At 45.8% G+C, this 23,486-nt stretch carries 20 protein-coding genes and 1 pseudogene; 6 read left to right on the top strand and 15 right to left on the bottom strand.

Going from position 1 to position 23,486, the window contains the following annotated elements; all coding sequences use genetic code 11:
• Positions 1–5: 5 nt before the first annotated feature.
• Positions 6–1,046, bottom strand: coding sequence for an efflux RND transporter periplasmic adaptor subunit (locus DWY79_RS12115; RefSeq protein ID WP_122369399.1), 1,041 nt, complete (start codon positions 1,044–1,046; stop codon positions 6–8).
• Positions 1,047–1,328: 282 nt separating this feature from the next.
• Between DWY79_RS12115 and DWY79_RS12110 the strand changes: the two genes are divergently transcribed.
• Genes DWY79_RS12110 through DWY79_RS12100 form a run of 3 tightly spaced genes read left to right on the top strand, consistent with a single transcriptional unit; the run spans position 1,329 to position 3,123 of the window.
• On the top strand, positions 1,329–1,919 hold the full coding sequence (locus DWY79_RS12110) for a thymidine kinase (RefSeq protein WP_005857603.1): 591 nt from the start codon (positions 1,329–1,331) through the stop codon (positions 1,917–1,919).
• 49 nt (positions 1,920–1,968) lie between these two features.
• Positions 1,969–2,715 carry a 23S rRNA (guanosine(2251)-2'-O)-methyltransferase RlmB gene (gene rlmB, locus DWY79_RS12105; RefSeq protein WP_036628747.1) on the top strand — a complete coding sequence of 249 codons (747 nt, stop codon included), beginning with the start codon at positions 1,969–1,971 and terminating at the stop codon, positions 2,713–2,715.
• A gap of 27 nt (positions 2,716–2,742) precedes the next feature.
• Entirely contained in the window at positions 2,743–3,123 is a 381-nt protein-coding gene (locus DWY79_RS12100; RefSeq protein WP_122369398.1) for a RidA family protein, read from the top strand.
• Between the two features lie 137 nt (positions 3,124–3,260).
• Here DWY79_RS12100 and DWY79_RS12095 read toward each other — a convergent pair whose 3' ends face one another.
• Entirely contained in the window at positions 3,261–5,090 is a 1,830-nt protein-coding gene (locus DWY79_RS12095) for a YgiQ family radical SAM protein (RefSeq protein WP_122369397.1), read from the bottom strand.
• 154 nt (positions 5,091–5,244) lie between these two features.
• On the opposite strand from DWY79_RS12095, the gene DWY79_RS12090 reads away from it, so the two are divergent.
• Positions 5,245–6,246 (top strand): malate dehydrogenase, encoded by a 1,002-nt coding sequence (locus DWY79_RS12090; protein WP_005862899.1) that lies wholly within the window; start codon positions 5,245–5,247, stop codon positions 6,244–6,246.
• Between the two features lie 84 nt (positions 6,247–6,330).
• Here the strand turns inward: DWY79_RS12090 and DWY79_RS12085 are convergent, their stop codons facing one another.
• The 6 genes from DWY79_RS12085 to DWY79_RS12055 form a co-directional block, all read right to left on the bottom strand.
• The gene (locus tag DWY79_RS12085; RefSeq protein ID WP_005862897.1) at positions 6,331–6,720 is read right to left on the bottom strand and encodes a putative quinol monooxygenase; all 390 of its coding nucleotides are present in this window, start codon (positions 6,718–6,720) and stop codon (positions 6,331–6,333) included.
• Positions 6,721–6,918: 198 nt separating this feature from the next.
• Positions 6,919–9,411 (bottom strand): prolyl oligopeptidase family serine peptidase, encoded by a 2,493-nt coding sequence (locus DWY79_RS12080; RefSeq protein WP_122369396.1) that lies wholly within the window; start codon positions 9,409–9,411, stop codon positions 6,919–6,921.
• An 11-nt stretch (positions 9,412–9,422) separates the two neighbouring features.
• On the bottom strand, positions 9,423–10,004 hold the full coding sequence (locus tag DWY79_RS12075; protein WP_005862893.1) for a class I SAM-dependent methyltransferase: 582 nt from the start codon (positions 10,002–10,004) through the stop codon (positions 9,423–9,425).
• Positions 10,001–10,816, bottom strand: a complete 816-nt coding sequence (gene ispE, locus DWY79_RS12070) for a 4-(cytidine 5'-diphospho)-2-C-methyl-D-erythritol kinase (protein ID WP_005862891.1) — start codon at positions 10,814–10,816, stop codon at positions 10,001–10,003. Before ispE ends, DWY79_RS12075 begins: the two co-directional genes overlap by 4 nt.
• A 387-nt stretch (positions 10,817–11,203) precedes the next feature.
• Entirely contained in the window at positions 11,204–12,457 is a 1,254-nt protein-coding gene (locus DWY79_RS23390; RefSeq protein ID WP_370449964.1) for a DIP1984 family protein, read from the bottom strand.
• Positions 12,458–13,089: 632 nt separating this feature from the next.
• Positions 13,090–13,482 carry a helix-turn-helix domain-containing protein gene (locus tag DWY79_RS12055; protein WP_005862887.1) on the bottom strand — a complete coding sequence of 131 codons (393 nt, stop codon included), beginning with the start codon at positions 13,480–13,482 and terminating at the stop codon, positions 13,090–13,092.
• A gap of 272 nt (positions 13,483–13,754) precedes the next feature.
• Between DWY79_RS12055 and DWY79_RS12050 the strand changes: the two genes are divergently transcribed.
• Complete coding sequence (locus DWY79_RS12050; protein WP_122369395.1) at positions 13,755–14,159, top strand: hypothetical protein; 405 nt, start codon at positions 13,755–13,757, stop codon at positions 14,157–14,159.
• 148 nt (positions 14,160–14,307) lie between these two features.
• On the opposite strand, the gene DWY79_RS12045 is transcribed toward DWY79_RS12050, so the two are convergent.
• Both DWY79_RS12045 and DWY79_RS12040 read right to left on the bottom strand, forming a co-directional pair.
• The gene (locus DWY79_RS12045) at positions 14,308–15,723 is read right to left on the bottom strand and encodes an MFS transporter (protein ID WP_005862883.1); all 1,416 of its coding nucleotides are present in this window, start codon (positions 15,721–15,723) and stop codon (positions 14,308–14,310) included.
• Positions 15,724–15,746: 23 nt separating this feature from the next.
• Complete coding sequence (locus tag DWY79_RS12040; protein ID WP_122369394.1) at positions 15,747–17,063, bottom strand: folylpolyglutamate synthase/dihydrofolate synthase family protein; 1,317 nt, start codon at positions 17,061–17,063, stop codon at positions 15,747–15,749.
• 83 nt (positions 17,064–17,146) lie between these two features.
• Between DWY79_RS12040 and DWY79_RS12035 the strand changes: the two genes are divergently transcribed.
• Complete coding sequence (locus DWY79_RS12035) at positions 17,147–17,404, top strand: TIGR03905 family TSCPD domain-containing protein (RefSeq protein WP_005862879.1); 258 nt, start codon at positions 17,147–17,149, stop codon at positions 17,402–17,404.
• Here DWY79_RS12035 and DWY79_RS12030 read toward each other — a convergent pair.
• The 5 genes and pseudogenes from DWY79_RS12030 to DWY79_RS23385 form a co-directional block, all read right to left on the bottom strand.
• Entirely contained in the window at positions 17,394–18,077 is a 684-nt protein-coding gene (locus DWY79_RS12030; protein ID WP_005862877.1) for a response regulator transcription factor, read from the bottom strand. The genes DWY79_RS12035 and DWY79_RS12030 overlap by 11 nt on opposite strands.
• 24 nt (positions 18,078–18,101) lie before the next feature.
• Complete coding sequence (locus tag DWY79_RS12025; RefSeq protein ID WP_005862875.1) at positions 18,102–19,622, bottom strand: sensor histidine kinase KdpD; 1,521 nt, start codon at positions 19,620–19,622, stop codon at positions 18,102–18,104.
• Positions 19,623–19,705: 83 nt separating this feature from the next.
• Entirely contained in the window at positions 19,706–22,087 is a 2,382-nt protein-coding gene (locus DWY79_RS12020) for a response regulator (protein WP_121960740.1), read from the bottom strand.
• 95 nt (positions 22,088–22,182) lie between these two features.
• Positions 22,183–23,064, bottom strand: a complete 882-nt coding sequence (locus DWY79_RS12015; RefSeq protein WP_005862871.1) for an AraC family transcriptional regulator — start codon at positions 23,062–23,064, stop codon at positions 22,183–22,185.
• A gap of 295 nt (positions 23,065–23,359) precedes the next feature.
• Positions 23,360–23,440: pseudogene (locus DWY79_RS23385) on the bottom strand (cysteine hydrolase); the annotation flags it as partial.
• Positions 23,441–23,486 lie beyond the last annotated feature (46 nt).

Raw genomic sequence — 23,486 nt, 5'->3', positions numbered from 1 at the left:
CTTACTTATTTTGGGATGGTTACGGTACTATTTTCGGAAAGGAAACGTTGCCTTGTCAATACGACAAGGTCATTTTCCGTGATTCCTTCCACGATCTCTATCTGGTTATTTCTTTGCTCACCGAGTTTGACGGGAACGGAGTTAACCTTGTCTCCTTTAACCACCCATACATAATCTCCTTTTTGGGGGCGATGACAGATAGCCGTTAAGGGAAGCCATAGATTTTGAGACCGCTCTTCTTTGGGTAGGTCGATCGAGAGGATTCCACTCATTCCGCCCAGCCATTCCATATCGGGGTTGGGGATAATGGCGGTCAGTAGATAAGAGAGGTTATTGTTTGTCGTACTTTTAGACACATATAAATCGGAAGGGGTGATTGTCCGTTCGGGATCTGTATCGAAATGGATTCCTACTTGACATAGTTTCTGTTTTTCTTTATCATATAAGTGTAAGGCGACTTCCTCTGGTATATAGGTCTCGATCTTGAGCCTGTCCAGTTCTATGAAGGTAAGGATTGGCTCGGTCGCTTTCACGTCTTGGAAAGGTTCGATATGGATATTTTGGATATACCCGTCGTAAGGGGCGCTCAGATGGGTATCGCTTAGGGCGTTGACGGCGGTCTCGTAATTGGATTTGGCAACAAGGAAATCCGCTTTCGCCTTCTCATAATTACTTCCGGAGATGTTATTCTTTTTGTAAAGGGCCTCGATCCGTTTATACTCTTGGTTGGTTTGCGAATAGAGCGCCTCTGTTTGCTGCTTGCGAATCAAGAAGTCACGGTTATCGATCGAGAGGATCGTGCTGCCTTTGGAGAACGCTTGTCCGGGCCATAAGTCGAAATTCAAGACGGGGCCATTGATGCGGAAAGATAGGACCGTCTCATTGTAGGGCCTTGATAAAAAGGTGTATTCACGACTTCTGCCGATCTCTGTCTTTTTTATTGGAGAGATCACCTCGACAGGTAAGTTCGTGCCTTCGGACTTTGTGTTCTTTTGGCATGCCGATAAAAGGATGCCCAGAAGCAGGATGTATGAAATTCTTCTCATAAGATATACCTAGTTATTTGTTACCGGGCAAAAATAGAGGCAATGGATGAAGGAATAAGGCGGATTTTTACTGAACCGGAAGATACCGTCGCTCAACTGGAAAATAGACCGGCCCAACCTTAATTTATAACGAGGCGGACGATGGATGCCTTACACCGTGTATCACTATAGGCAGGCCCACTGCAACGCCTGTGCAGTGACAATTAGAACCGGTGATACGGTGAGTAAACTTCCGCGGTTCCGCTTTTTTATGTACTTTTGCCGGCAAAAAAGGAGAAAGTGATGACATTGCCTTCAGAAGAACATATATTCCAGTATCCGGGACAAGGGCGGATCGAGGTGATTTGCGGTTCCATGTTTTCCGGTAAGACGGAGGAGCTTATCCGCCGTTTGAAACGGGCTAAATTCGCCAAGCAGCGGGTGGAGATTTTCAAGCCTGCGATCGATACCCGTTATTCGCAGGATAACGTGGTCTCGCACGATAGTAATTCGATTCCTTCTACTCCGGTGGATTCTTCCTCCAGTATCCTATTGTTCACTTCCGAGATCGATGTGGTGGGGATAGACGAGGCCCAGTTTTTCGATGAGGGATTGGTAAACGTGTGCAATCAATTGGCCGCTAACGGTATCCGGGTGATCGTGGCTGGGTTGGACATGGACTATAAGGGAGTTCCTTTCGGTCCTATGCCGGAGCTATGCGCTATCGCCGATGAGGTGACGAAAGTGCATGCCATCTGCGTGAAATGCGGACGTTTGGCTTACGTATCCCATCGTATCGTGGGAAATGATAAACGGGTCTTTTTAGGGGAACAATCCGAATACGAGCCTTTATGCCGGGAATGCTATGCGAAGGCTGAAGGTTTGAAGAATTGATTATTTATCCCTACATTTGTGAAATTAATAGTTTTGCGTTATATAAAGTATGAAAGAAAACGAGATGGTGTTCGGCATTCGTGCCGTGATTGAGGCTATACAGGCTGATAAGGAGGTAGATAAGATCCTTGTGAAAAGGGATTTACAAGGGGATCTATCCAAAGAGTTATTTGAGGTACTGAGAGGCCGTGAGATACCGGTACAACGTGTTCCGGCTGAACGCTTGGATCGTTTGACTCGAAAGAATCATCAGGGGGTGATCGCTTTTATGTCGGCGGTTACCTACCAGAGCTTGGAAGATATCATTCCTTTTGTGTATGAGCAAGGAAAAGATCCTTTCATCGTATTGCTGGATGGGGTTACGGACGTGCGTAATTTCGGCGCTATTGCCCGTACCTGCGAGTGTGCGGGAGTCGATGCGATCGTGATTCCGGCAAAAGGAAGCGTTTCGGTAAACGCCGACGCGATCAAGACCTCTGCCGGCGCCTTGCATGTATTGCCGGTTTGTAAGGAGAAGAGTATCAACCAAGCGATCCGTTTCTTGCAGCAAAGCGGGGTGAAGGTATTTGCCGCCAGCGAGAAAGCGGCGGAGAATTATACGGCGGTGAAGTATGAAGGACCGGTTGCGATCGTGATGGGAGCGGAAGATACGGGTGTGTCTCAGGAGAACTTGCGCATCTGCGATAATATGGTAAAGATTCCGCAATTCGGAACGATCGGTTCCTTGAATGTGTCCGTAGCCACTTCCATTTTGGTGTACGAGGTGGTTCGCCAACGTATGAACGAGCAACAATAATAATATGTATATAAACTAAAGAAGAAAATGAAGAAAGTTATCGCTACAAAAAACGCTCCCGCCGCTATCGGTCCGTATAGCCAAGCGGTGCAAGTAGGTAATATGCTGTTCGCTTCCGGACAACTGGGTATCGATCCTGCTACGGGACTTTTCGTTGAGGGATCCGTAAAGGAACAAACCGCCCAAGCGTTCAAGAATGTTCACGCTATCTTGGCAGAGGCAGGTTATAGCATCAATGATGTCGTAAAAACAACCGTATTTTTAGCGGATATGGGCGACTTCGCCGTTATGAACGAGGTATACGCCTCTCAGTTCGAAGGCGCATTTCCTGCACGTTCGGCGGTAGCCGTTAAGACACTGCCGAAGAATGGTTTGGTAGAGGTCGAGGTGATCGCCGTTAAAGATTGATTTTTTGCTTTATGTTGTAGAACACGCAAGGTAAGCTTGCGTATATGTCAAATAAAGGTTTACTTTGCGGCATAATAAATTTTTTCATAGTTAAGGTTTTGGTTAAATAAGATAAGGCTGGATCGTGAGATTCAGCCTTATCGTTTTTTATACCTCTGTCCGAATAGTTTCTCAATCAAATCCTTTCGTCCCATCTTTTGCAATGCTTGCATGATCTGACGGCGTGACTCGGGTTTATACCAGAAGAAGAACTGGCGTTGTGCCAACTTTTGTTCTTTTGAGCGGGCCGTATATACTTTCTCCAACGTATAAGGATGATATCCGGTATAATACATCTCCGTAGCCAATGTCATCGGCGTAGGCGTGAAGTCTTGTACTTGCTCCAACTGGAAATGCAAGCTCTTGGTGATCACCGCCAGCTCCGCCATATCCGCCTCGGTACATCCCGGATGGCTGGAAATGAAATAGGGGATGAGTTGCTGGTTCAACCCATATTGCCGGTTTACCTTATCGAATATCTTCTTGAACTGTCCGAATTGCGAGAAAGACGGTTTACGCATTTGTTTCAACACCTCGTCTTGCGTATGCTCCGGGGCCACTTTCAAACGGCCGGATACGTGGCGGGCGATTAATTCCTCGGTATAGGTTTGAGCTGCCTTGTTTAAAGACTCATCCGCATAACGGTGCAATAACAGGTCATAGCGTACACCGCTTCCGATAAACGACTTCTTGATCCCGGGAAGTCTATCTACCGCTTTGTAGATATCCAGTAGCGGCGTATGGTCTGCGTTCAAGTTCTTGCAAACGACGGGGGAGATACAAGACGGTTTCTTGCATTTGGCGCAAATCCGCTCATCTTTCCCTTTCATACGGTACATATTGGCGGAAGGGCCTCCCAGATCGCTTAGATATCCCTTGAAATCCGGCATTTCGGTAATCGCTTTCACTTCCTTCAAGATCGATTCCTTGCTTCGGGAGGCGATGAACTTCCCTTGATGCGCCGATATGGTACAGAACGCGCATCCTCCGAAACAACCCCGGTGGATATTCACCGAGAACTTGATCATCTCGAAAGCCGGTATCACTTTCCCTTTATATTTGGGATGCGGCAAGCGGGTGTAGGGAAGGTCGTAGGAGGCATCTATCTCCGCTTCCGTCATTGGAGGGAAGGGAGGATTCACCACAATCACTTGCTTTCCTACCTTTTGCAAGATACGTGAGGCATTGTACTTGTTGGATTCCTCTTCGATATGCCGGAAATTCTTCGCTTGTTTCAATTTATCTTTTAGGCATTCCTCGTGTGAGAAGAGCACGATATCATCGTCTTTCGCATCCTCTTTGTCTGCCAGATAAACCGTTTGGCGGATGTCCTTGATCTCGTTGAAAGGAATGCCGGACTTTAGGCGGCGCACCAACTCCTTGATCGGCTTCTCGCCCATGCCGTAAATCAATAAATCGGCCGGGCTACTGGCAAGGATTCCCGGTAATAGCTTATCTTGCCAATAATCGTAATGCGTAAGCCGGCGTAATGAGGCCTCGATGCTACCCAATACGACGGGGACATCCGGATACAATTCTTTCAGTATTTTAGTATAGACAATGCTCGGATAATCCGGGCGCATTCCCGGACGTTGGTCCGGCGTATAGGCGTCGTCGCTGCGTAATCGCTTATTGGCAGTATAATGGTTGATCATTGAATCCATGGCACCGGCGGATACACCGAAGAAAAGCCGGGGAACGCCGAGCTTCTTGAAATCCCGGTAATCTCCCCGCCAATCCGGTTGCGGTACGATCGCTACCCGTAATCCTTCCGCTTCCAATACACGACCGATCACGGCCGCCCCGAAAGAGGGGTGATCCACATAGGCGTCTCCCGAGAAAAGGATCACGTCGAGGTAATCCCATCCCCGTGCCTCGACTTCTTTCTTCGTTGTGGGCAACCAATTGTCTAGTTTAAATGTTTTCATAATACAAAGGTACGTGATAATCTTGGAATAATCATAGAGACGCTATTCATAACTTTTATTTATGGGGGATTCGTTTTTATGATTAGGACAAGAGTTCTCAATCTCGTATCTTTGTGTCGAAAAGAAAAATAAACATTTAAAAACAAGGTTTCTTATGAAAACACTCACAGACGAGAAGCTGACGATTGTCGGCGCAGCAGGTATGATCGGTTCTAATATGGCACAGACCGCTATTATGATGGGACTAACTTCCAACATTTGTTTGTACGACCCTTACGCACCGGGTTTGGAGGGAGTTGCCGAGGAATTATTCCATTGTGGTTTCGAGGGTGTAAACATCACTTTTACCTCAGACATCAAGGAGGCTTTGACTGGCGCTAAATATATCGTTAACTCCGGTGGTGCCGCAAGAAAGGCAGGTATGACCCGTGAGGATCTCCTAAAAGGAAACGCCGCTATCGCCGAGGAGTTCGGCAAGAACGTAAAGGCTTATTGCCCGGACGTAAAGCATATCGTGGTTATCTTTAACCCGGCGGATATTACCGGTTTGATTACCTTATTGTATTCCGGCTTGAAACCTTCTCAGGTTACGACGTTGGCCGCATTGGATTCTACTCGTTTACGCAGTGAGTTGGCAAAACATTTCGGTATCTCTATGGATCAGGTTGAGAATTGCCGTACGTATGGTGGCCATGGCGAGCAAATGGCTGTTTTCGCCTCTACCGCTAAAGTGGATGGTAAACCTTTAACTGAGCTTATCGGTACGGATGCCTTGACGAAAGATCAATGGGCGGAGATACAGACAAAGGTTACGAAGGGTGGCGCGAACATTATCGCCTTGCGTGGCCGTTCTTCCTTCCAAAGCCCGTCGTATGTATCTATCGAGATGATCGCTGCGGCAATGGGTGGTAAACCGTTCCGTTGGCCGGCTGGCGCTTATGTATCAAACGGTAAGTTCGATCATATCATGATGGCTTGGGAGACCTCGATTACGAAAGACGGCGTAACGTTGAAAGAGGTGCATGGTACACCGGAAGAAGAGGCTGCCTTGGAGAAGAGCTACAAGCACCTTTGCGCTTTACGTGACGAGGTGATCGCTATGGGCGTGCTTCCCGCTATTTCCGAATGGCATAAATTGAATCCGAATATCAAATGATCGAATAACAAGTAATTTAGATTTTCATGGATATATGGAATCCCCGCTTAGATGGCTTCGTGCCGGAAAGCGGGGATTCTTGTTTTATTTTATCTTTAGTCCGGGGATCAGGGGCGTGCTATCTACCAGTTCCAACTCTTGCACCATCTGTAATGTTCCTTGTTTGTATTTTTGGAAATGGGGCGTTTGGATATGGTTTTTATAAGCGTCTTGATCCGCGTAAATCTCTAGGATGGTTACTTTATTTGGATGTTCTTTCTCCGATACGGCATACAGTGTAAGAACACCCGGCTCTAGACGCATGGAAGCCTCGATCTCTTCTTTCAGAAAGGCGTTATAACGCTCCAACTGGGCGGGATCGACCGTGATCTTGGATAGGCGGACTAAGTTCTTCTCTGGGGCGGGTTGAGAAATATCTTGTGCGAAGGCTGGTATGAAGCCTAGCAGGAAGAGTGCGATTGCTTTTGTTTTCATGAGGATATCGTTATTGTTTGACATCACAAAGATATTCGGATTTATCTCAAGTATATGTATATATATTACGGATCTTTGTATCAAAATTACCGTTCGTAAACGGAGCTGATCCGGATGACAGCTGGGGTTGAGCAAACGAATAAAGCGCCTGCGATTCCCTTGCGGGAGACACAGACGCTTTCGTTCAAATAAATATTCTTATAAAGTACGATCCGGATATAAGGCTTTCCACCATTCCGGCTCGTCTTTCAGCCATTTGGCGAACCATGCGTAGATGGTATTTTGCCAGCCTATACGCTTCTGATAACCTACGATACCATGATTCTCGCCATCCACCTGCACGAATTCCACGGTTTTCCCTAGGATCTTCAAGGCGGCGAACATCTGGATACTTTCCCCGATGGGTACGTTCGTATCGGCGTTGCCGTGAAGCAACAGGAGCGGGGTCTTGATCTTATCGGCGTTGAACAACGGGCTTTGCTTGGTAAAGAACTCCGGGGCGTTCCAAGGATAAGTGCCGGCATTCGCTACGGAGCAATAGCCATATCCCCAATAACCTTCTCCCCAATAGCTACTCAACGCGCTAATACCGGCATGGCTGATAGCGGCGGCGAAAATGTCCGTACGGGTTTGTAGGTATTGTGTCATGAATCCGCCGTAGCTGGCACCGATGCAACCGATCTTCTTCTCGTTCACGAAAGAATGCTCCTTGCAGAACAGCTTGGTGCCTTGGATGATCTCATCGGCGGTCTTCAGGCCCCATGCGTTCACGTGGCGGGCGGCGAATTCCTGTCCGAAGCCCGTTGTTCCACTCGGATTCAAGGTGTAGACCACGTATCCGAGAGCGGCGTACATATGCATGGAATAACGCATCTCCAGCGCACGGTTCGTCGGGGAAGTACCGCCATAGTAATAAACGATCATCGGATATTTCTTATTCGGATCGAAATGAGGCGGTAGGTAATAACGACCTTGGATCGTCGTACCGTCATCCGACTTGAAGTTCCAGTCGTGTACCTCGCCTAAGGCGATATCTTTTAATTTATCTTGCGAGAGATCATACACCAAGCGGTTCTTTCCTCCTTTCAGGTCGTAAGCGTAAAGGCGGTTGGCGTTGGACGCGCTCTGTCCGTAATAGAAGAGAACCGGAGCGTTGTCGGCCAACGCATACGACATGATAATATCCTCGGAGGCGGCTACTTGCTTGATCTTTCCATTTGCCGGGTCGCACGTATAGATCCGTTGGTAATCCTCATCCTCACAGAGGATATAGATTTGCCCGTTGAAGCGGTTCCATACGGCATCGATCACGTTCGGATTGAAGTCCTTGGTGAGCGGGGAGGCTTTACGGCTTGCCAGATCGTATAGGAATAACTGCCCGTCGTACGAGTTGGAGATCTGTCCTTGCTTGATATTTCGTCCGATCCCGTCGAAAGCGTCGCCTGCCCCGGCTACCAATAACTGTTTACCGTCGGGCGAGAAGGCGGCTTGGTTTACGTACGGGGCTTTTTCCCAGATCGTATCGATCGCCATGGTCTGCAAATCCAATTTATAAAGGGAGCCCAGGGAGTGCGGCAAGGAGGTGTACACCCGGTCGCTGGTACTGAACAATAGATAGCGGCTATCAGCGCTGATATCATTGATATAAGTGTCCGTATGCCCGAAAGTAAGTTGCTCGTACAAACCTGTTTTTAAGTCATACCGCCAGATAAAGGAGCGGTCACGGAAACCCGGGATGCGGTCTGCCGGCTCTAATACACGGATCAAGTCCGTCCCTTCCTTTGGACCTTCCTCTTCTACGGTATAGAGAAGCGTGGACTCATCGGGGGTGAATACGAACCGCCCTTTCGGAAGGTTCGGGACTAATACTGTTTGTTGGTAGGTCGCCGGATCTACGGTTACCAACTCCGTACCGTCCAGACCGGTGCGGGTGTAATACAATCGATTGCTTTTAGGCATCCATTTGGCGGTTGTCAAGAAACCTCCGTCTTGCAATAAGACCCGTCCCGTAGCGGCATCCATCAATTGCCCGTACGATTCGCTCTTGCCCTCCGGGAATCGGTTGACGTATTTTACCAAGGCATACTTCCCGTTCGGGGAGACACTTACGCCTTGGAAATCCTTTCCTTCTAGGATATTCAGAAGGGTGTAGCGTTTCTCCGGGTTCAAGGAAGCTACGACTTTCGCTTCCGCCTCGCTCTTGAAGGTAGCCTTTAGGCTGGGAGGACAAGTGTCTGTTTCCGCTGTCAGGTATTTAACGACTACTTGATAGCGGCGGGGGTCCATCACCAACTCGGAAGAGGCTCCTACCGGTTTATCATTGACGAATACTTCGAACGCCCCGGGACCCGATATATCGAGCGTACCTTTTACGTACCGGTCGCTGTTCAAGAAGAAAGAGAATAGATGCAAGGCATATCCCTTTTGCGGGGCGGCGAAGGTGATCGCGCCTGCCGTGTCAGCGTCGAGTACCGTGGCGTTCGCAAGCGTTTGCTCGAACGGTAAGGTCGCTTTTAATAGATTCTTTGCCTCGAAAGGCTTGCCGTTTACGTTGAGGCTGTCCGCTAGGATCGGCTTGTTGACCGTGAACGGGCCTGCGTGCTGGAATTGCGTTACTTTCACGTCTTCCATGGCGTAAAGCGAAAGGGCGGAAAGAAGCAATGCCGGAATTAAGTTAGTTTTTCTGTTCATATATAATTAGTTTAGGATAAACGTTTTCCGCAAACGATGTAAAGCTGTTCGGTATCCTCTACGACGAGCGGAAGAAGATAAGGCTCCATCAATGCCGCCACCTCTCGGGCCGGGGGCAAGGGCAGCGATAATCGATCGGCGTGCCGATGGTGGTGCGTATTGATCTTTTCCTTGCTCTCGCTGTGGCAGATAACCAATTTACCGCCGGGCACGAGCAAGTCGCTCATATGCTTGATCAACCGTTCCGGCCGCATGAAATGCGGGTAGGCGCTATACAGGATAATATAGTCGAATCCTTTCCCCTTGTAGCTCATAGCGTCCTCTTGGAGGAACTCGATGAGCGGATGATCCGGATATTTCACGCGTGCTTTCTCGATCATTTGGCCCGCTATATCGATAGCTACGATTTGGCGGGGTTCGTACGGCAGCAGGTAACTTTCCAATATCCCCGTGCCGCAACCGACATCGAGGATGCGAGCGTTCCGCCGCAGGTTGGTACGATCCAATATCGTCCGGATTTTTTCCGGATCATGTACGCAGACAGCGTCCCAGCGTTCCGCCATCGTATCAAAAAAAGTCTCTATTTGATTCATGACAATTGTCCTTCCCATAGAAAACAATCGCTGAACAGGGATTGTTCCTTGAAATGGGTTGGTTTTTCGAACAAACCGAACACGGACGATCCGGAGCCGGACATGGCGGCATATAAGGCGCCTCCCTCGTATAAGGTATCCTTGATCCGCTCGATCACGGGATGTTTCGGGAATACGCTCCGCTCGAAATCGTTCACCATCCGCTCTTTCCATTCGGATACCGGTAGCCGGATGATCTCTTTCAAGGAGGTCTCGGGCGTGGCGGGTGTTACCATCGAATAGGCTTCGGGGGTGGAGACGGCTACATCCGGTTTAATTAAGCATAGATAATAATCCTTTAAGGACAAGTCCACGGGCTCGAATTGGTTTCCCGTGCCGGTCGCGAATACCGGCGTGTTACGGATAAAGAACGGGCAATCGGCTCCGATGGTGGACGCTATCGCCTCCAACTCATCCGGGTGAATATCCAAACCGCAGAAATCATTGACCAGCTTCAACATAAAAGCGGCATCGGCGGAACCTCCTCCAAGCCCGGCGCCAAAAGGTATCGCTTTCAACAAATGGATCTCTAGCGGGGGAATCTCGTATCTCGTCTTTAGGGCGTTCAGCGCTTTTATGACGAGGTTCTTCTCTTGGGGAGCGTCTACCGGGATTCCGGTCCCGGTGAAACTGGGCTGATCCGAGGCGACGATCTCGAGGGCATCCTTCACGGGGATCGGATAGAAGATGGTCTCTATATTATGATAACCGTCCGGACGTTTGCTTACCACGTTCAGACCTAGGTTTATCTTGGCATTCGGGAAACAGATCATAGTATTTAATGTTTGTTTTATATGATACGCGAAGATAATGTTTACCGATCAGAATTACCTTAATCTGATGGGCAAATAGGATAATCACACCAAAATTTCTCCATAAGTGTCATACCGCCAGCGACCTGTTTCTCCATATCCATTAGGATGCCCATAATTAAATGCCTGCTTAAAAGAAAATCCCTCCGACCCGCCCTCATTCTCTTTATAGTCAGTATGCGGTAGTAACAATGCAACCTGTGGCTTGAGCTTGTAACAATACTGAGCATTACGATTCTTTTTGCGCTATGCTCCGCTCTCGCTTCCATTCGCAGTAAGTTCGACAATTCATTCTCAATTGCCAGAGATATACTCGCCCTATTTAAAAAGAACTACCTGAATTATGCTTTATATCAGTTCCGTCAACCAATTTAGCTGTTGGATCTTCACGTCCAATTCACGTAATTGCTTGGAATATGAATCTATTTCTTTTTGTAAATCTGCCACATTTATTGTGCGGACATAACGGATTTCATTTGCCGAATAACGTTCTAAACTGCCCGTTGCCGATTGTGTGACGGAACGAAGGACGGAGATGCGCAATGCTAAGATATCTTTCTTTGCGATCATTTCCGTAAGGCTTGTACCTTCTGCAAGGGTAGCCATGTTGGTTCGGTTGATTCTGAAAATCAGTGTCTCCAAATCATTCAGATTATTATTCAACTCATCCATAAGCCCCCGTGGATCTTCTGCGGGCTCTTCACCTTCTTGAATCCGGGCATTGTTTTTTAGCCGGACTTCCAGTTGTGATATTCTTTTTTGTAAATCAGCTCGTAAGCTGAGAGCTTCTGCTAATTTCATAATTCGGTATGTTTTTAATGTTTGCTGTTCTTGCTCTTTTGGAATTGCATACCCGATCATGAAGAGGGCTGCTTCCAGAGAACGCATGTCTTTAAATTGGCATTTTGGGAAGTTTAATACTTCTTTTAATAGCCAATTGGCTTTAAGGTTGCATTCAATATGGATTTTTCCTCGATCAAGTTTAGAGAATTTGTAAATGTCGCTGTTAGGATTCCGATTAACCTCCGGATTTCGGGCATCACCATAGGCGAATTTTAATAAAGAAGGGACACCGCCTTGTTTCTGCTCTATACAATATAGTTTCACCAAATAGCATAAAGCGGCTCCTACACGACTATCGTAGATGATAAAATCATTTATATATAAAGAATAAATCTTGGTGAATCCTGAGTTCATAATAATTATCTCATCCTTTATATCTAAAGAGTCACGGGTTAAGACCCCTTCTGCCTTCATTAGATAATTCACAAGGTTGGTTTGTGCCTTGATCCTTTCTTGATTTTCCCGTATAACGCCTCCCCATTTTAATATATCGAGGCAAGCATCTTGGCAAGCTTCGTTGTCATTATTTCGGATACTCGCTTTAAGTCGTTTGGCATAACTTTCCAATAAGGCATTGTTTTCCTCCCAATTTAGACCTCCCCATTTATATTTGTGGCAAGCATCATAAAAAGAGGTACATTGCCATTCCTCCTTCTCTTTCTGATTGTAATATGAATGGGTGAAATTAGATAGTTTATCACGAAGCCACTGGATAAATCCAGATACATACTGATCGTTTAGGAATTGTTCTTTTGTCATAACAACAGATTTTGTGTAAAAATAAATATTTTATTGTATATAATAATGTTGTAAGTATATTTTTGAGTTTAATTTTAGTTTTCTTCTTGCGGGCATAGCTGTAGGCATCACGCGTAAAAGAGTAGGTTTGACGTTTTGACATTCTGTAATCTAAACTTCCGGAGAAGCGTTTTTTCCGGGCTAAGGTACGCCTTGCTTCCGAAAATGGCATAGAATAATAGCATCTGGTTGTCTTGTAGTGTTTTATGGAAATAGGCCTTTTTATTCTAGCGAGATTAATTCATCGTATCTCATATTTTTAGGTGAAAATAGCCATTTTATACGGGTGTATCGATCAATTCTATAGGATGCGAGGGCTGTTTCTTCCGTATGTATCGCCTAATACATACGGTTGCGTTACCTAATACATACGGTCGTGTTGCCTAATACAGCCTTTTGTGTTACCTAACTCTATTACTTTTGAGTCCAAACAGGGGTATTTAGGCAAGAAAAAGAGGGAAAACGTATGATTTCATCATAGGTCTCTCCCTCTTTTTCTCTATTTGTAAAAAGGTCTTGACATCGTTATTCTGTTATTTCGATCATAATGTCAAGATTATCTCATTTTCGCTTACGGTCTCTATAATCGATACTTATTTATCCTTTATGATTTCATGGAGCATGGCAACCTTTTCTTGCTCGGCCTTTAATAATCGTTCGTAAAGCTCGACTATTTTATCGATGGGATTGAAAGTTTGATTTTGAATGCTTCCGGCTGCAGTTGCGTTATCTTGCCATGTGCCAGAATAAATATTGATAAGCGCTCCTTCATTAAGCTCCGTGATCGCCTCTGTCGGAATATCCAAAGCTTTAGTTATCTTTTCCAATACTTCAGGTTCCAATTCGTCTTTTTTCTCGTAGCCGGATAAGGTGGCTTGTGATACCCCTATTTTGTCGGCGAGCACTTCTTGTTTGATGCCTCTCCATTCTCTCCAACGTTTTAAGTTGGCTCCATGACTATTTCTTCTGGTAAATGTTGTTTCCATGTCAGTTCTTATTGATCCTGTCACAAAAATAAGTATTAAATCTGAGTTATCTTACTATTGTATCAGATATCCAGAGCAACCGCACCTAATTTTATTTATAACTACAAATTACGATGGGCATTGTTACCGACCGTAAATACGTAGTCAGATATATCATTTATCTCTGTCATCTGATAATATTAGTCGTGACATTGATATTTTATCAAGGGGATTGATGGTATATCAGCAGGCGGTAAGCTTATTTTGTCTGCGAATGATAAACACAGAAATCAATGGAAACTCAAAATCAATATCCTCAAAAAGATTATTCCGAGATGATTAGCTTAGCCCATCAAGTAATTGATCTGCCGGTAAGAAAGGCGCAGATGTTATTGAAGGATCTGGATTTATGTACGATCACTTATACGTGGAATGACGTAAGTCAGATTACATTGGAAGTCCTATTCAAGACCTCCACGCTCACTTGCCTTTTTAATCAAAACGACATTTGTGAAGCTGTATATCTATTCTTAACTGATAATAAGGATCTAATGAAATATATAAGCCACTGCGTTAAGACCTATACATATGATTTCCTTTTGGATGGCTGGACCACGGATAAATGCCACATTTCAATATGCCGTTCCGAAAATCAAGGGTGCTTTTTATTAATATTACCGCTAAAAAAGATTTTATGAATAAGGCATATTGTAGTTGTTTCGCTACTCCTCTTTTTCAAACGAACTTTTTGTGTGTTCCAATGACGATGGTTTTCAGTCATCAAAAAGACAGGCGCGGTAAATCAAGTTTACAGCGCCTTCCATTTATTTAGGGTTATGAGCTTTATTAAGGCTCCGCGATCATCTCTTTAGCGATTATCTCGGCCTCGGCTTTATCGGCGTCCTTTTGGATGTTCGGCAATTCAAGGCCGTAGCCTTTGATCCGGTCCTCACGTTTCAACATCAAGGCGATGAAGAGGGCGAGTACACCGAAGCAGGTGAAGACTGCCATCGGTATCGTATAGTCGTAAGCCGGTTTGCCCGTACCATTGTCTATTTTACAATACGTATCCAATATCCAGCCGATTAATAAGGGAACCATACTCAGACCGATATTCTGTACCCAGAAAATCAAGGCATAAGCCGTGCCTAATTGCTTCTCCGGGATAATCTTCGGAACAGATGGCCACATCGCCGATGGAACCAAGGAGAAAGCGATACCCAATACGATCATCACGATTGTCGCGAACCACCACTGATTCAAGATCGGAAGTGTGAATAATAAATGCACGCCGATCAACATCAAGGCACCATAGATCATGATCGTCGCCCCTTTACCCTTGCGGTCGTATAAGTTACCGAAGAACGGAGTCAGAAGAATCGTGCCGAAAGGTAAGATAGCCGGGATGTTTCCCGCCAACTCCGGATCTACGTTATATTTATTGACCATCAAGTCCGTAGCGTATTTCAAGAAGGGGAATACGGCCGAATAGAATAATACGCAAAGCAGAGCGATCAACCAGAAACCCTTATTGGTAACGATCAATAAGATATCTTTCAAACGGAAAGGCTCTTCCTCCTCGGCTTGCTCGATAGCGTCCATCGAAGCGTCCAGCTTGCGATCCATCACGCAAAATACGAGGAAGGCGATCAAACCGATACACAACATACAAAGACAAAGCAAGATAGGAGCGGAGATACTACCGAAGTACTTGGCGGCGGGAACCGTGATAGATAAAGCCAAGGCCGTACCCAAACGAGCCGTAGCCATCTCCAAGCCCATAGCCAACGCCATCTCTTTTCCCTTGAACCACCGTACGATAATCTTAGATACCGTGATACCGGCGGTCTCCACGCCGACACCGAAGATCGCGTATCCGAGGGCGGCCACCATCACTTGCGCTTTCCATCCGAAAAGCTCTCCTTCCATCGTAAACGCGTCCGAGATGGCGTAATATTTAATGGAACAACCGATAATCATCAAGATACAGGAAGCGACACCCGTGAAACGGACACCCATCTTATCCAGAACGATACCACCAATAATCAACATGAAAAGAAATACGTTGAACCAACCGTAAGCGCTGGTGAACCAACCATATTCCGTACTCGTCCAGCTTAGCTGTTCTTCCAACATCGGTTTAAGCGGAGCCATTACATCCGTAAGGAAGTATCCGCAAAGCATCGTGAATGCCGCCAAAGCGAGTACACTCCAGCGTGCGACTTTCGAGTCACTTAGTTTCTGATGAATTTTTTCTATCATGATATTTGTTTTATAGAGTTATATTATTTGTATTCGTCTTCTTTCATGAACAAGGGGAGAGCGTCCGCTACGATAAAGGTGCTTCCGCCGATAAAGATCAAGTCATCCTTGCCGGCACTTTTTAACGCTTTCTCGACCGCCTCTTCCACCGTTTCGCAAAGGACTCCGGGCAGTCCCTTCCGCATGGCTTTCATGGCGAAATCCTTTACGGGCATCGCTCTCTCCACGGAGGCTTGCGTGAAGAAATAAGAAGCATCTGGTGGCATCAAGGATAATACGCCGTCGATATCCTTGTCGTTCACCATACCGACGATCATATAAATTTCGCGGAAACGGCTTCTCATGGCATTCAGGTGTTCCGCTATGTGTTTCCATCCACCCACGTTGTGCCCGGTGTCGCAAATGACGGTCGGTTTTGTCCGCAAGGTTTGCCAGCGGCCCATCAAACCCGTCAGTTGGGTCACGTGCCCGAACCCTTCATGGACGGCCTCGGGCAGGATGTCAACGCCGCACTTCTCGCGGAGCAGGTGCAGGGCGGAGAACACCGTGATGGCGTTGGCTTGTTGTACCTCTCCGGCAAGCTCGCCGATCACCTCGCCGTATTCTACGGAGGGGAACTTCCAGTGTACCATCGACAACCCTCCGGTCCCCTCCAGCATTCCCATGCTCAAGGCGTAGTGGAAAGGTGCTCCTGCCTTTCTCGCCTCGTTCTGGAAGAGGTCGAAAACGGAGCGTTTCTCTGCCTCCCCCAGAAGGACGGGTACGCCTTTTTTGATAATGCCGGCTTTCTCCGCCGCTATCTTCTCCTCCGTATCTCCCAAGAATTGCGTATGATCCAGACTGATATTCGTGATGATACTCAAGATCGGAGTGATAATGTTCGTACTGTCCAAACGACCGCCAAGCCCGACCTCGATAACCGCGTAATCTACCTGCTGGTCGCGGAAATACTCAAAAGCCATACTGGACGTCAGCTCGAAGAAAGAAGGATGGAGAGGCTCGAAGAAAGAACGATGACGCTCGACGAAATCGACCACGTAATCTTGGGAGATCTTTTTCCCGTTCACCCGGATGCGTTCCCGGAAGTCCACTAAGTGGGGAGAGGTATAAAGCCCGACCTTGAAACCGGATTGCCGGAGAATGGCCGCCAATAGATGGCTGACCGAGCCTTTGCCGTTTGTCCCGGCTACATGGATGGTCTTATAGGCTTTATGCGGATTTCCCAGATAATCATCTAGGGCGATACTTGTACCAAGACCGGGTTTGTAAGCGGAAGCTCCGCTGTGTTGGAAGACCGGGATGCTGGTATATAGATAGTGTAGCGTTTCCTCGTATGTCATGTTTTTGTAAATTAGATGCTACAAATGTAGTTAAATTTATTTATACCTTTGCGACTCGTTTATAAAAAGGAGAGAAAAAGAAAATGGAAACACGACGTATAACCTATACGCCTCAAGGAGGCGTTTGTTCTAAGTTGATGGTGATCGACGCGAAGGAGGACGTGATCGAGAATGTGCAGATTGTAGGAGGTTGCCACGGTAACGGGCAAGGCATGTGCGCCTTATTGAAAGGTATGCGCATCGAAGACGCTATCGGCCGTTTGTCTGGCATCGATTGTCATGGAAGGGGAACTTCATGCCCGGACCAGATGGCACAGGCATTGAAGCAATTCAATCGATGATCAGCTTATATCCGATTCCCCGGATATTCAAAATCTTGATAGACTCGTCTTTCGATAACTTATGACGTAGCTTGGTGATAAAGACATGCAGGCTGCGTGCGTTGAAGAAAGAATCATCTCCCCAAAGGTCTATCAAGATCTCTTTCATCGGTAATACTTGGTCCTTATTGTCGCAAAGGCGCTTCAATATCTCGGATTCCCGGTTGCTGAGGAGTTGTTTCTCTCCCCGGTAGACCAATGTCTGCGTGATGGAATCGAACGTATAAAGCCCGATACGGAAAGAGGTGGCTTCCGGTCTTTGGACGGACACCTTATGCAGTAACGCCTTGATGCGCACGATCAATTCCGCCATGCCGAAAGGCTTTTTCAGGTAATCGTTGCCGCCTGTCTCGAAGCCCTCTACCACGTCGTTGGCCGCGGAACGGGCCGATAGGAATAGGACAGGGGTGTGCGTATCCGTCTTACGGATCAATTTGACCATCGTGAAACCATCCATCTTGGGCATCATGATATCCGCTACGATAATGTCCGGGTTGATCTCCGCATAACGGGAGAGGCCCTCCTCGCCATTCGCCGCTAGGGTGATATCGAACTCGTTCCCATCCAGCGTATCCTTGATGATCATGGCCAATGTAGGCTCGTCTTCTACTAGTAGTACTTTTATCTTTTCCATATTTGATACTTGATTTTCGGATTATTATTTAAAATGCAGGGTAAAGGTGGAGCCTTTGCCGGGGACGCTTTCCACACGGGCTGTTCCTCCATGTTTACCCATCATGTCTTTTACGTAATATAATCCTAGGCCATAACCTTTCACGTTGTGGATATTCCCGCTGGGAACCCGGAAGAACTTGTCGAATATCTGCCGCTGGTTGGCTTCGCTGATACCCGGGCCGTTATCGGTTATGGAGATTGTCGTTTCGTGATCGTCTTGCCGGGCTGTCGCTTCGATGCGGCAAGGTTCCTTGTCGGCGTATTTGATTGCGTTATCGATAAGGTTGCTCAACATATTATATAGGTGGGTACGATCGGCCACCAATTCTATATCCTCGGGGATGGAGTAAGTAAACTCCACGGGTTTGCTCGCTTTCAGTTTGTATTGCTCGATGAGGGAGTTCACCAACTCGTTTAATGAGATGGTTTCGGGGCGCAAGCGGAAGGTACTGCGGTTCTCTACGGCGAGTGTCAAGATTTGTTCCACCAATCCGGTAAGATGGATAAGTTGGTCTTTAACGATCGTCAGGTATTTCTTCTGTTTCTCGTTGACGGGATCGCTAAAGTTCAATAATGCGTCTACGGCGGCATAGCTGACGCTGATCGGGGTTTTCAGCTCATGCGTCATATTGTTGGTGAAATCGGTCTTCAATTCTTCCACGGTCTTTTGCTTTAAGATGGTGCGGAGTAAGTATATGAAAGCGCAAATGATCAGCAAAAGTAATAGGAAGGAGGAGATCAGGATGCCTTTCATCTGGGTGAGTATCACGCTAGCCGGCGATTTAAGGAACAGGCGATATTGTAACGTGCTCTCGTTATGGAGCGGGTAATCGAAATGCACGGGGTTTTTCCACGTAGTGAATCGTTCCGGCTTGTCCAGATGCATCCAACCCTTCTCGTCCCCGTTGTTTGGTTTATAAATCGTTACCAGCTCATGTTCCGTTACGATGTTTCTTGCCTCCAGCTCCGAGGTTAATAATTTGTTGTAGGTCTTGAAATCAATTGGTTTTATAGAATCTATATTCGCGTGCATCGCTTGCTGCACCATGTCCTCCACCTCGCCGATTACATATAGGTAATCCGTTAGGGTAGAGTCTATCGAGCTAAAGTCCTCCTCATCCCCGTAATCGATATGTAATTTCATGTGTGAGTCGGGATTTGCCGTCTTGAAGATATCTTCCCGGTTAAGGTCAGGATCTTCTTTCTGCGGATGGATCGAAGCTTTTGCGTCCATCTTCTGCTTATTAGACGGATCTAGCTCTGAGCTGAAGTACACATCTTGGGTTTGAGGTCCCAGCGCTCCCTGTTCTTTTTTGATAGATCGGATGCGCAGGAACAACTCCTTATAGTCGGCGATCTTCATCGCTTCCTCTATATTGATCTCCATCTGTTTATATAATGTATCATATAAACCTTTCAGCCAGTATCCTTGGAAAACCAAAAGCCCGGCCAGCGATAGGACGATCAACAAAGCGATTAACTTAAAACGAAGTCTGATGTTCATGAAGTCTCTTTATGCTTATAATCGAATTGATCGCTAAAAATAGACAATTTTATTACATGAACTTTTAATACGCAAGATAAACTTTATGCGGGCGCTTGTAAATATTTACTAAGGATGCCCATCAACGCCCCAATATCAATCGGTTTAGCCAAATGATAATTCATGCCCGCTTTGATAGCGTTTGTCACGTCTTCGGAAAAAGCGTTGGCGGTCATGGCTATAATTGGCATATGTGCGATATCCCTTCGTTGGAGGGAACGAATCTGCCGGGTCGCCTCATAACCGTCCATGATAGGCATCTGGATATCCATCAGTATTATCTGGTAAAATCCTTCTTCCGATTGGGAGACTTTATGTACGGCGTCGAGCCCATTTATCGCCGTATCGATAGTGATACCGGTGCTGCCGATGATCTCTACGGCGATCTCACGATTTAACTCGTTATCCTCCACCAGCAAGATGCGCTTGCCGGAATAATCGACGTTTGATAACTTGAATGGGCGGATCGGTTCCGGCTGGTCTCCTTCGTCAAGGAAAGATCTCAATACTTGGAGTAGCTTGGACTTATAGAGAGGCTTGGTGATGAATCCATTGGCCTTAACCTCCTTAGCCTCTGCCTCATATTCCTCAAGATCGTATGCGGAGAGAATGATGATCGGTACGTCCGCTCCCACGAAACGTCTGATTTGCCGGGTTGTTTCAATGCCGTTCATTTGAGGCATCTTCAAGTCAATGATCACGGCGAAATACTCTTTCTCCGCTAAATGATGCTGTCGTACTTTTTCTATAGCTTCTCTACCTGAATATACGCATTCACTGTTTATCCCGATCTCTCGCAAACAGCTAGACGTGTTTAGACAAGCGATCTTATCATCATCTACCACAAGAACCTCTAAACCTTCTACCTCTATCTTATCATCGGGCTTCTGATCCCGGCAAACCAATGGCATGTCGATGGTGAAGCGGGAACCTTTGCCATATTCACTCTCCACCTTGATATCTCCTCCCATCATCTGAATGATCTTATGGCTGATCGACATCCCGAGGCCAGTACCTTGTATCCTCTTGATCTCATCATCGCTCGCACGCTCGAAAGGCTCGAAAATCTTATCCAGAAACTCCGGTTTCATACCTCTTCCGTTATCCTCAAACACGAATTGATAATTTCCGATGCCATTATGAGGGGCCTTCTCGTAGATCTCTATCGTGATTCGCCCATTCTCCGGCGTATACTTAATTGCGTTCGAGAGGATATTCATCAATACCTGCTTGATACGCTGCGTATCGCCTTTTACATTCTCATGCCTCAGGTTCTTGACGTGTATATTTAAAGTTTGTTGTTTGTTTTTGATCTCCGGTTGCATCATAACGACCAAGTCTTGCAAGAGCTCACCCACATTGAACTCATCCTCCGAAAGAATTAACCTGCCACTCTCGATCTTGGACATATCGAGAACCTCATTAATCAGACTCAATAATAATTTAGAGGCTCCATTGATTTTTTCCATACAATCTAGTATTCTTTCATGTTCATCTACATGGGCTTTGGCTATAGTCGCCATTCCCATGATGGCGTTCATGGGTGTACGGATATCGTGGCTCATGCGGGCGAGAAAATCAGATTTGGCTTGGTTGGCTTGTTCCGCCGACTTTAGTGCTTCTTTAAGTTGCTTTGACTGTTTCTCCAGTTTCTTTTGCAACTCCCTCTGTTCGGTAATGTCGGTGATATTGATGTAAACGATAAGATAGATAGGCTCGTCACCTTCCCAGCCAATACATTCCCCGTTCAACTGTAGCCAAGCGTCGTTTCCGTTTTTGTCTTTCGACTGGATAACGAAATGTACAGGTTCCCCTTTTAGCATACAGGAGATATGTGCGTTCATCGTATTACGGCTTGTTTCATCTAAACGGGAGAAAGGACTGAAAGATAAAAAAGAATTTTTATCGATACCAGAGAAGTCCATATATTTATCATTTGCCTCCAGCAATGTAAAACTGCCGTCTTTATGTACTTTATGCTTGGATATGAAGCCGGGGATATTATCATAAGTGATCGTTTGCTCGATCCGCCTTCGCATTACGTCCTCTACATCGGTCATTACCGTATAGGAGATAGGGATGCCGTCTTGTAGTTGGTCGGTAAACGTTGAGGTGATTTTAGTCCATCTTTTTCCTTTTCTCGTTGGCATCTGGATAACGGTTTCGTAACCGCTGGCTTTATTAGCTATCGTCTCGTAAACATTCTTGGATAATATATTCCAAGCTTCATCATAACCTTTAAAATACAAATCGGGTTTATTGTGGAAAAGAGCTTCATATTCTTCTTTGGGGTAACCTATCATATCGTAATAGAAGTCATTTGCCCATAAAAGTGTGAAATGCTCATCCAATAAATGTTTGCTAACGCTAGCTCCCGTAAGCCCCATCAATAAGTTGTATTCTAGATCCGTCTCTCGCCCTTCCATCGTATGTCTTTTTATATTATCCTACAAAAGTAAAAATTATAAAAGGTACCCTTGAAATTCTTCTTTTTGATAATATGTTCCGTTTTTGCTTTCGGCTAGTCGGATGTTTTCTGGTAACAAGAATAGGTATACGATTTACCCCTGTATTCTTGTGGAGTCATGCCTACATTTCGACGGAAGAACTTATTAAAGAACGATAGATTATTAAAACCGAGGTCCATCGCTATGTTCTTGATTTCTCGGTTGGTCCCTTTCAACTGAGCCTTAGCGTCTATGATTATTGTTTGCGTGAGGATCTCTTGAGGAGTCTCTCCGATCGCTTTTTTGATGGATGTCGAGAAATAAGAGAACGTGAGGCCCAACTTCTCGGCATAAAACGATACGTTATGCTCTTTCGTATAGTATCTCAATACCATATTTAGGAACTCTTGATAGATTTGTAACGGACGTGTAAGTTCCTGTTTCTCTAATGGGTAAATTTTACTGTATATTTCTATGATACCTTGACTACACATCATGAAAATGGCCTTTATCATCTCTTTATTGTTCAAGATATCGGGATATACGGCATATTGATAGAGAAGCTCGTAGAAGTTCGTGATCAGGTTGGCCCTGTTTTGGGATATTTTTATAATCGGATACCTGTAAATCATCAGTAGATAACCCATCGTGCTCTTGATAAAATTGGTGTAACACATAAAATCGAAAGAGAACGCTATGAAATAGATCAAGATGTCGGGGGATATCTCATGTATTTGTATGCGACTATTGGGCAATAGCGTTACAACATTGAGTTTCGAAGTGGTCAATTCTGACATATTGATAGTTGAGCGTATTTGCCCTTCCATGCAAAGGATAAAGACCCCAGCTTTTATCTTACAAGGAATATTTATAAACTCCTTGAGTTCGTCGGCGGATATGTATTTACCAACCATAAAGTCCGTAGGTGAATCAAGGCAGAGGAACTGTTTATCCATATTGTAAGATTTTTGACGTCAAATATAAATATTAATTGAAACTCAAATGTTGTAAAAGGAAATATGGAACATATTATCCCAAAAAATAGTTAGCCAAGACTAAATAAGATCCTTTACACCCATAAACTTGAACGGTTGCGCCGGCTTAAAGTCTTGTGCGACCAGTCGCTACCATCCCGTTTGTTCCCGAATAAACTACTCTTGTACACATGATTTTCAACTTTTAATAGGTTATCTTCAAATATTTGATTGATATATCAACAGTTAGAACCTCTTAATGTTCAGTTTACGTTTTCGCGTCAAAGAGTACGGCGGCCTTGAAACCTTTTTCCTGCAATTCCCTTAGGTGAGATTTAGCATAAAGGATACCACTCATACTACTTTTCCGAAGGTGTTTTCCAGATTACCTTGTTCCTCTTTGT

The sequence above is a fragment of the Parabacteroides sp. AF27-14 genome (assembly GCF_003635425.1).
Taxonomy (GTDB): domain Bacteria; phylum Bacteroidota; class Bacteroidia; order Bacteroidales; family Tannerellaceae; genus Parabacteroides; species Parabacteroides distasonis.
This window is presented reverse-complemented; position numbering and strand designations above follow the sequence as displayed.

Bases quoted from the DNA above. Each gene is read 5' to 3' on its own strand.
- DWY79_RS12115 (WP_122369399.1), bottom strand. From the start codon at position 1,046: ATGAGAAGAATTTCATACATCCTGCTTCTGGGCATCCTTTTATCGGCA.
- DWY79_RS12110 (WP_005857603.1), top strand. From the start codon at position 1,329: ATGACATTGCCTTCAGAAGAACATATATTCCAGTATCCGGGACAAGGG.
- rlmB (WP_036628747.1), top strand. From the start codon at position 1,969: ATGAAAGAAAACGAGATGGTGTTCGGCATTCGTGCCGTGATTGAGGCT.
- DWY79_RS12100 (WP_122369398.1), top strand. From the start codon at position 2,743: ATGAAGAAAGTTATCGCTACAAAAAACGCTCCCGCCGCTATCGGTCCG.
- DWY79_RS12095 (WP_122369397.1), bottom strand. From the start codon at position 5,090: ATGAAAACATTTAAACTAGACAATTGGTTGCCCACAACGAAGAAAGAA.
- DWY79_RS12090 (WP_005862899.1), top strand. From the start codon at position 5,245: ATGAAAACACTCACAGACGAGAAGCTGACGATTGTCGGCGCAGCAGGT.
- DWY79_RS12085 (WP_005862897.1), bottom strand. From the start codon at position 6,720: ATGAAAACAAAAGCAATCGCACTCTTCCTGCTAGGCTTCATACCAGCC.
- DWY79_RS12080 (WP_122369396.1), bottom strand. From the start codon at position 9,411: ATGAACAGAAAAACTAACTTAATTCCGGCATTGCTTCTTTCCGCCCTT.
- DWY79_RS12075 (WP_005862893.1), bottom strand. From the start codon at position 10,004: ATGAATCAAATAGAGACTTTTTTTGATACGATGGCGGAACGCTGGGAC.
- ispE (WP_005862891.1), bottom strand. From the start codon at position 10,816: ATGATCTGTTTCCCGAATGCCAAGATAAACCTAGGTCTGAACGTGGTA.
- DWY79_RS23390 (WP_370449964.1), bottom strand. From the start codon at position 12,457: ATGACAAAAGAACAATTCCTAAACGATCAGTATGTATCTGGATTTATC.
- DWY79_RS12055 (WP_005862887.1), bottom strand. From the start codon at position 13,482: ATGGAAACAACATTTACCAGAAGAAATAGTCATGGAGCCAACTTAAAA.
- DWY79_RS12050 (WP_122369395.1), top strand. From the start codon at position 13,755: ATGGAAACTCAAAATCAATATCCTCAAAAAGATTATTCCGAGATGATT.
- DWY79_RS12045 (WP_005862883.1), bottom strand. From the start codon at position 15,723: ATGATAGAAAAAATTCATCAGAAACTAAGTGACTCGAAAGTCGCACGC.
- DWY79_RS12040 (WP_122369394.1), bottom strand. From the start codon at position 17,063: ATGACATACGAGGAAACGCTACACTATCTATATACCAGCATCCCGGTC.
- DWY79_RS12035 (WP_005862879.1), top strand. From the start codon at position 17,147: ATGGAAACACGACGTATAACCTATACGCCTCAAGGAGGCGTTTGTTCT.
- DWY79_RS12030 (WP_005862877.1), bottom strand. From the start codon at position 18,077: ATGGAAAAGATAAAAGTACTACTAGTAGAAGACGAGCCTACATTGGCC.
- DWY79_RS12025 (WP_005862875.1), bottom strand. From the start codon at position 19,622: ATGAACATCAGACTTCGTTTTAAGTTAATCGCTTTGTTGATCGTCCTA.
- DWY79_RS12020 (WP_121960740.1), bottom strand. From the start codon at position 22,087: ATGGAAGGGCGAGAGACGGATCTAGAATACAACTTATTGATGGGGCTT.
- DWY79_RS12015 (WP_005862871.1), bottom strand. From the start codon at position 23,064: ATGGATAAACAGTTCCTCTGCCTTGATTCACCTACGGACTTTATGGTT.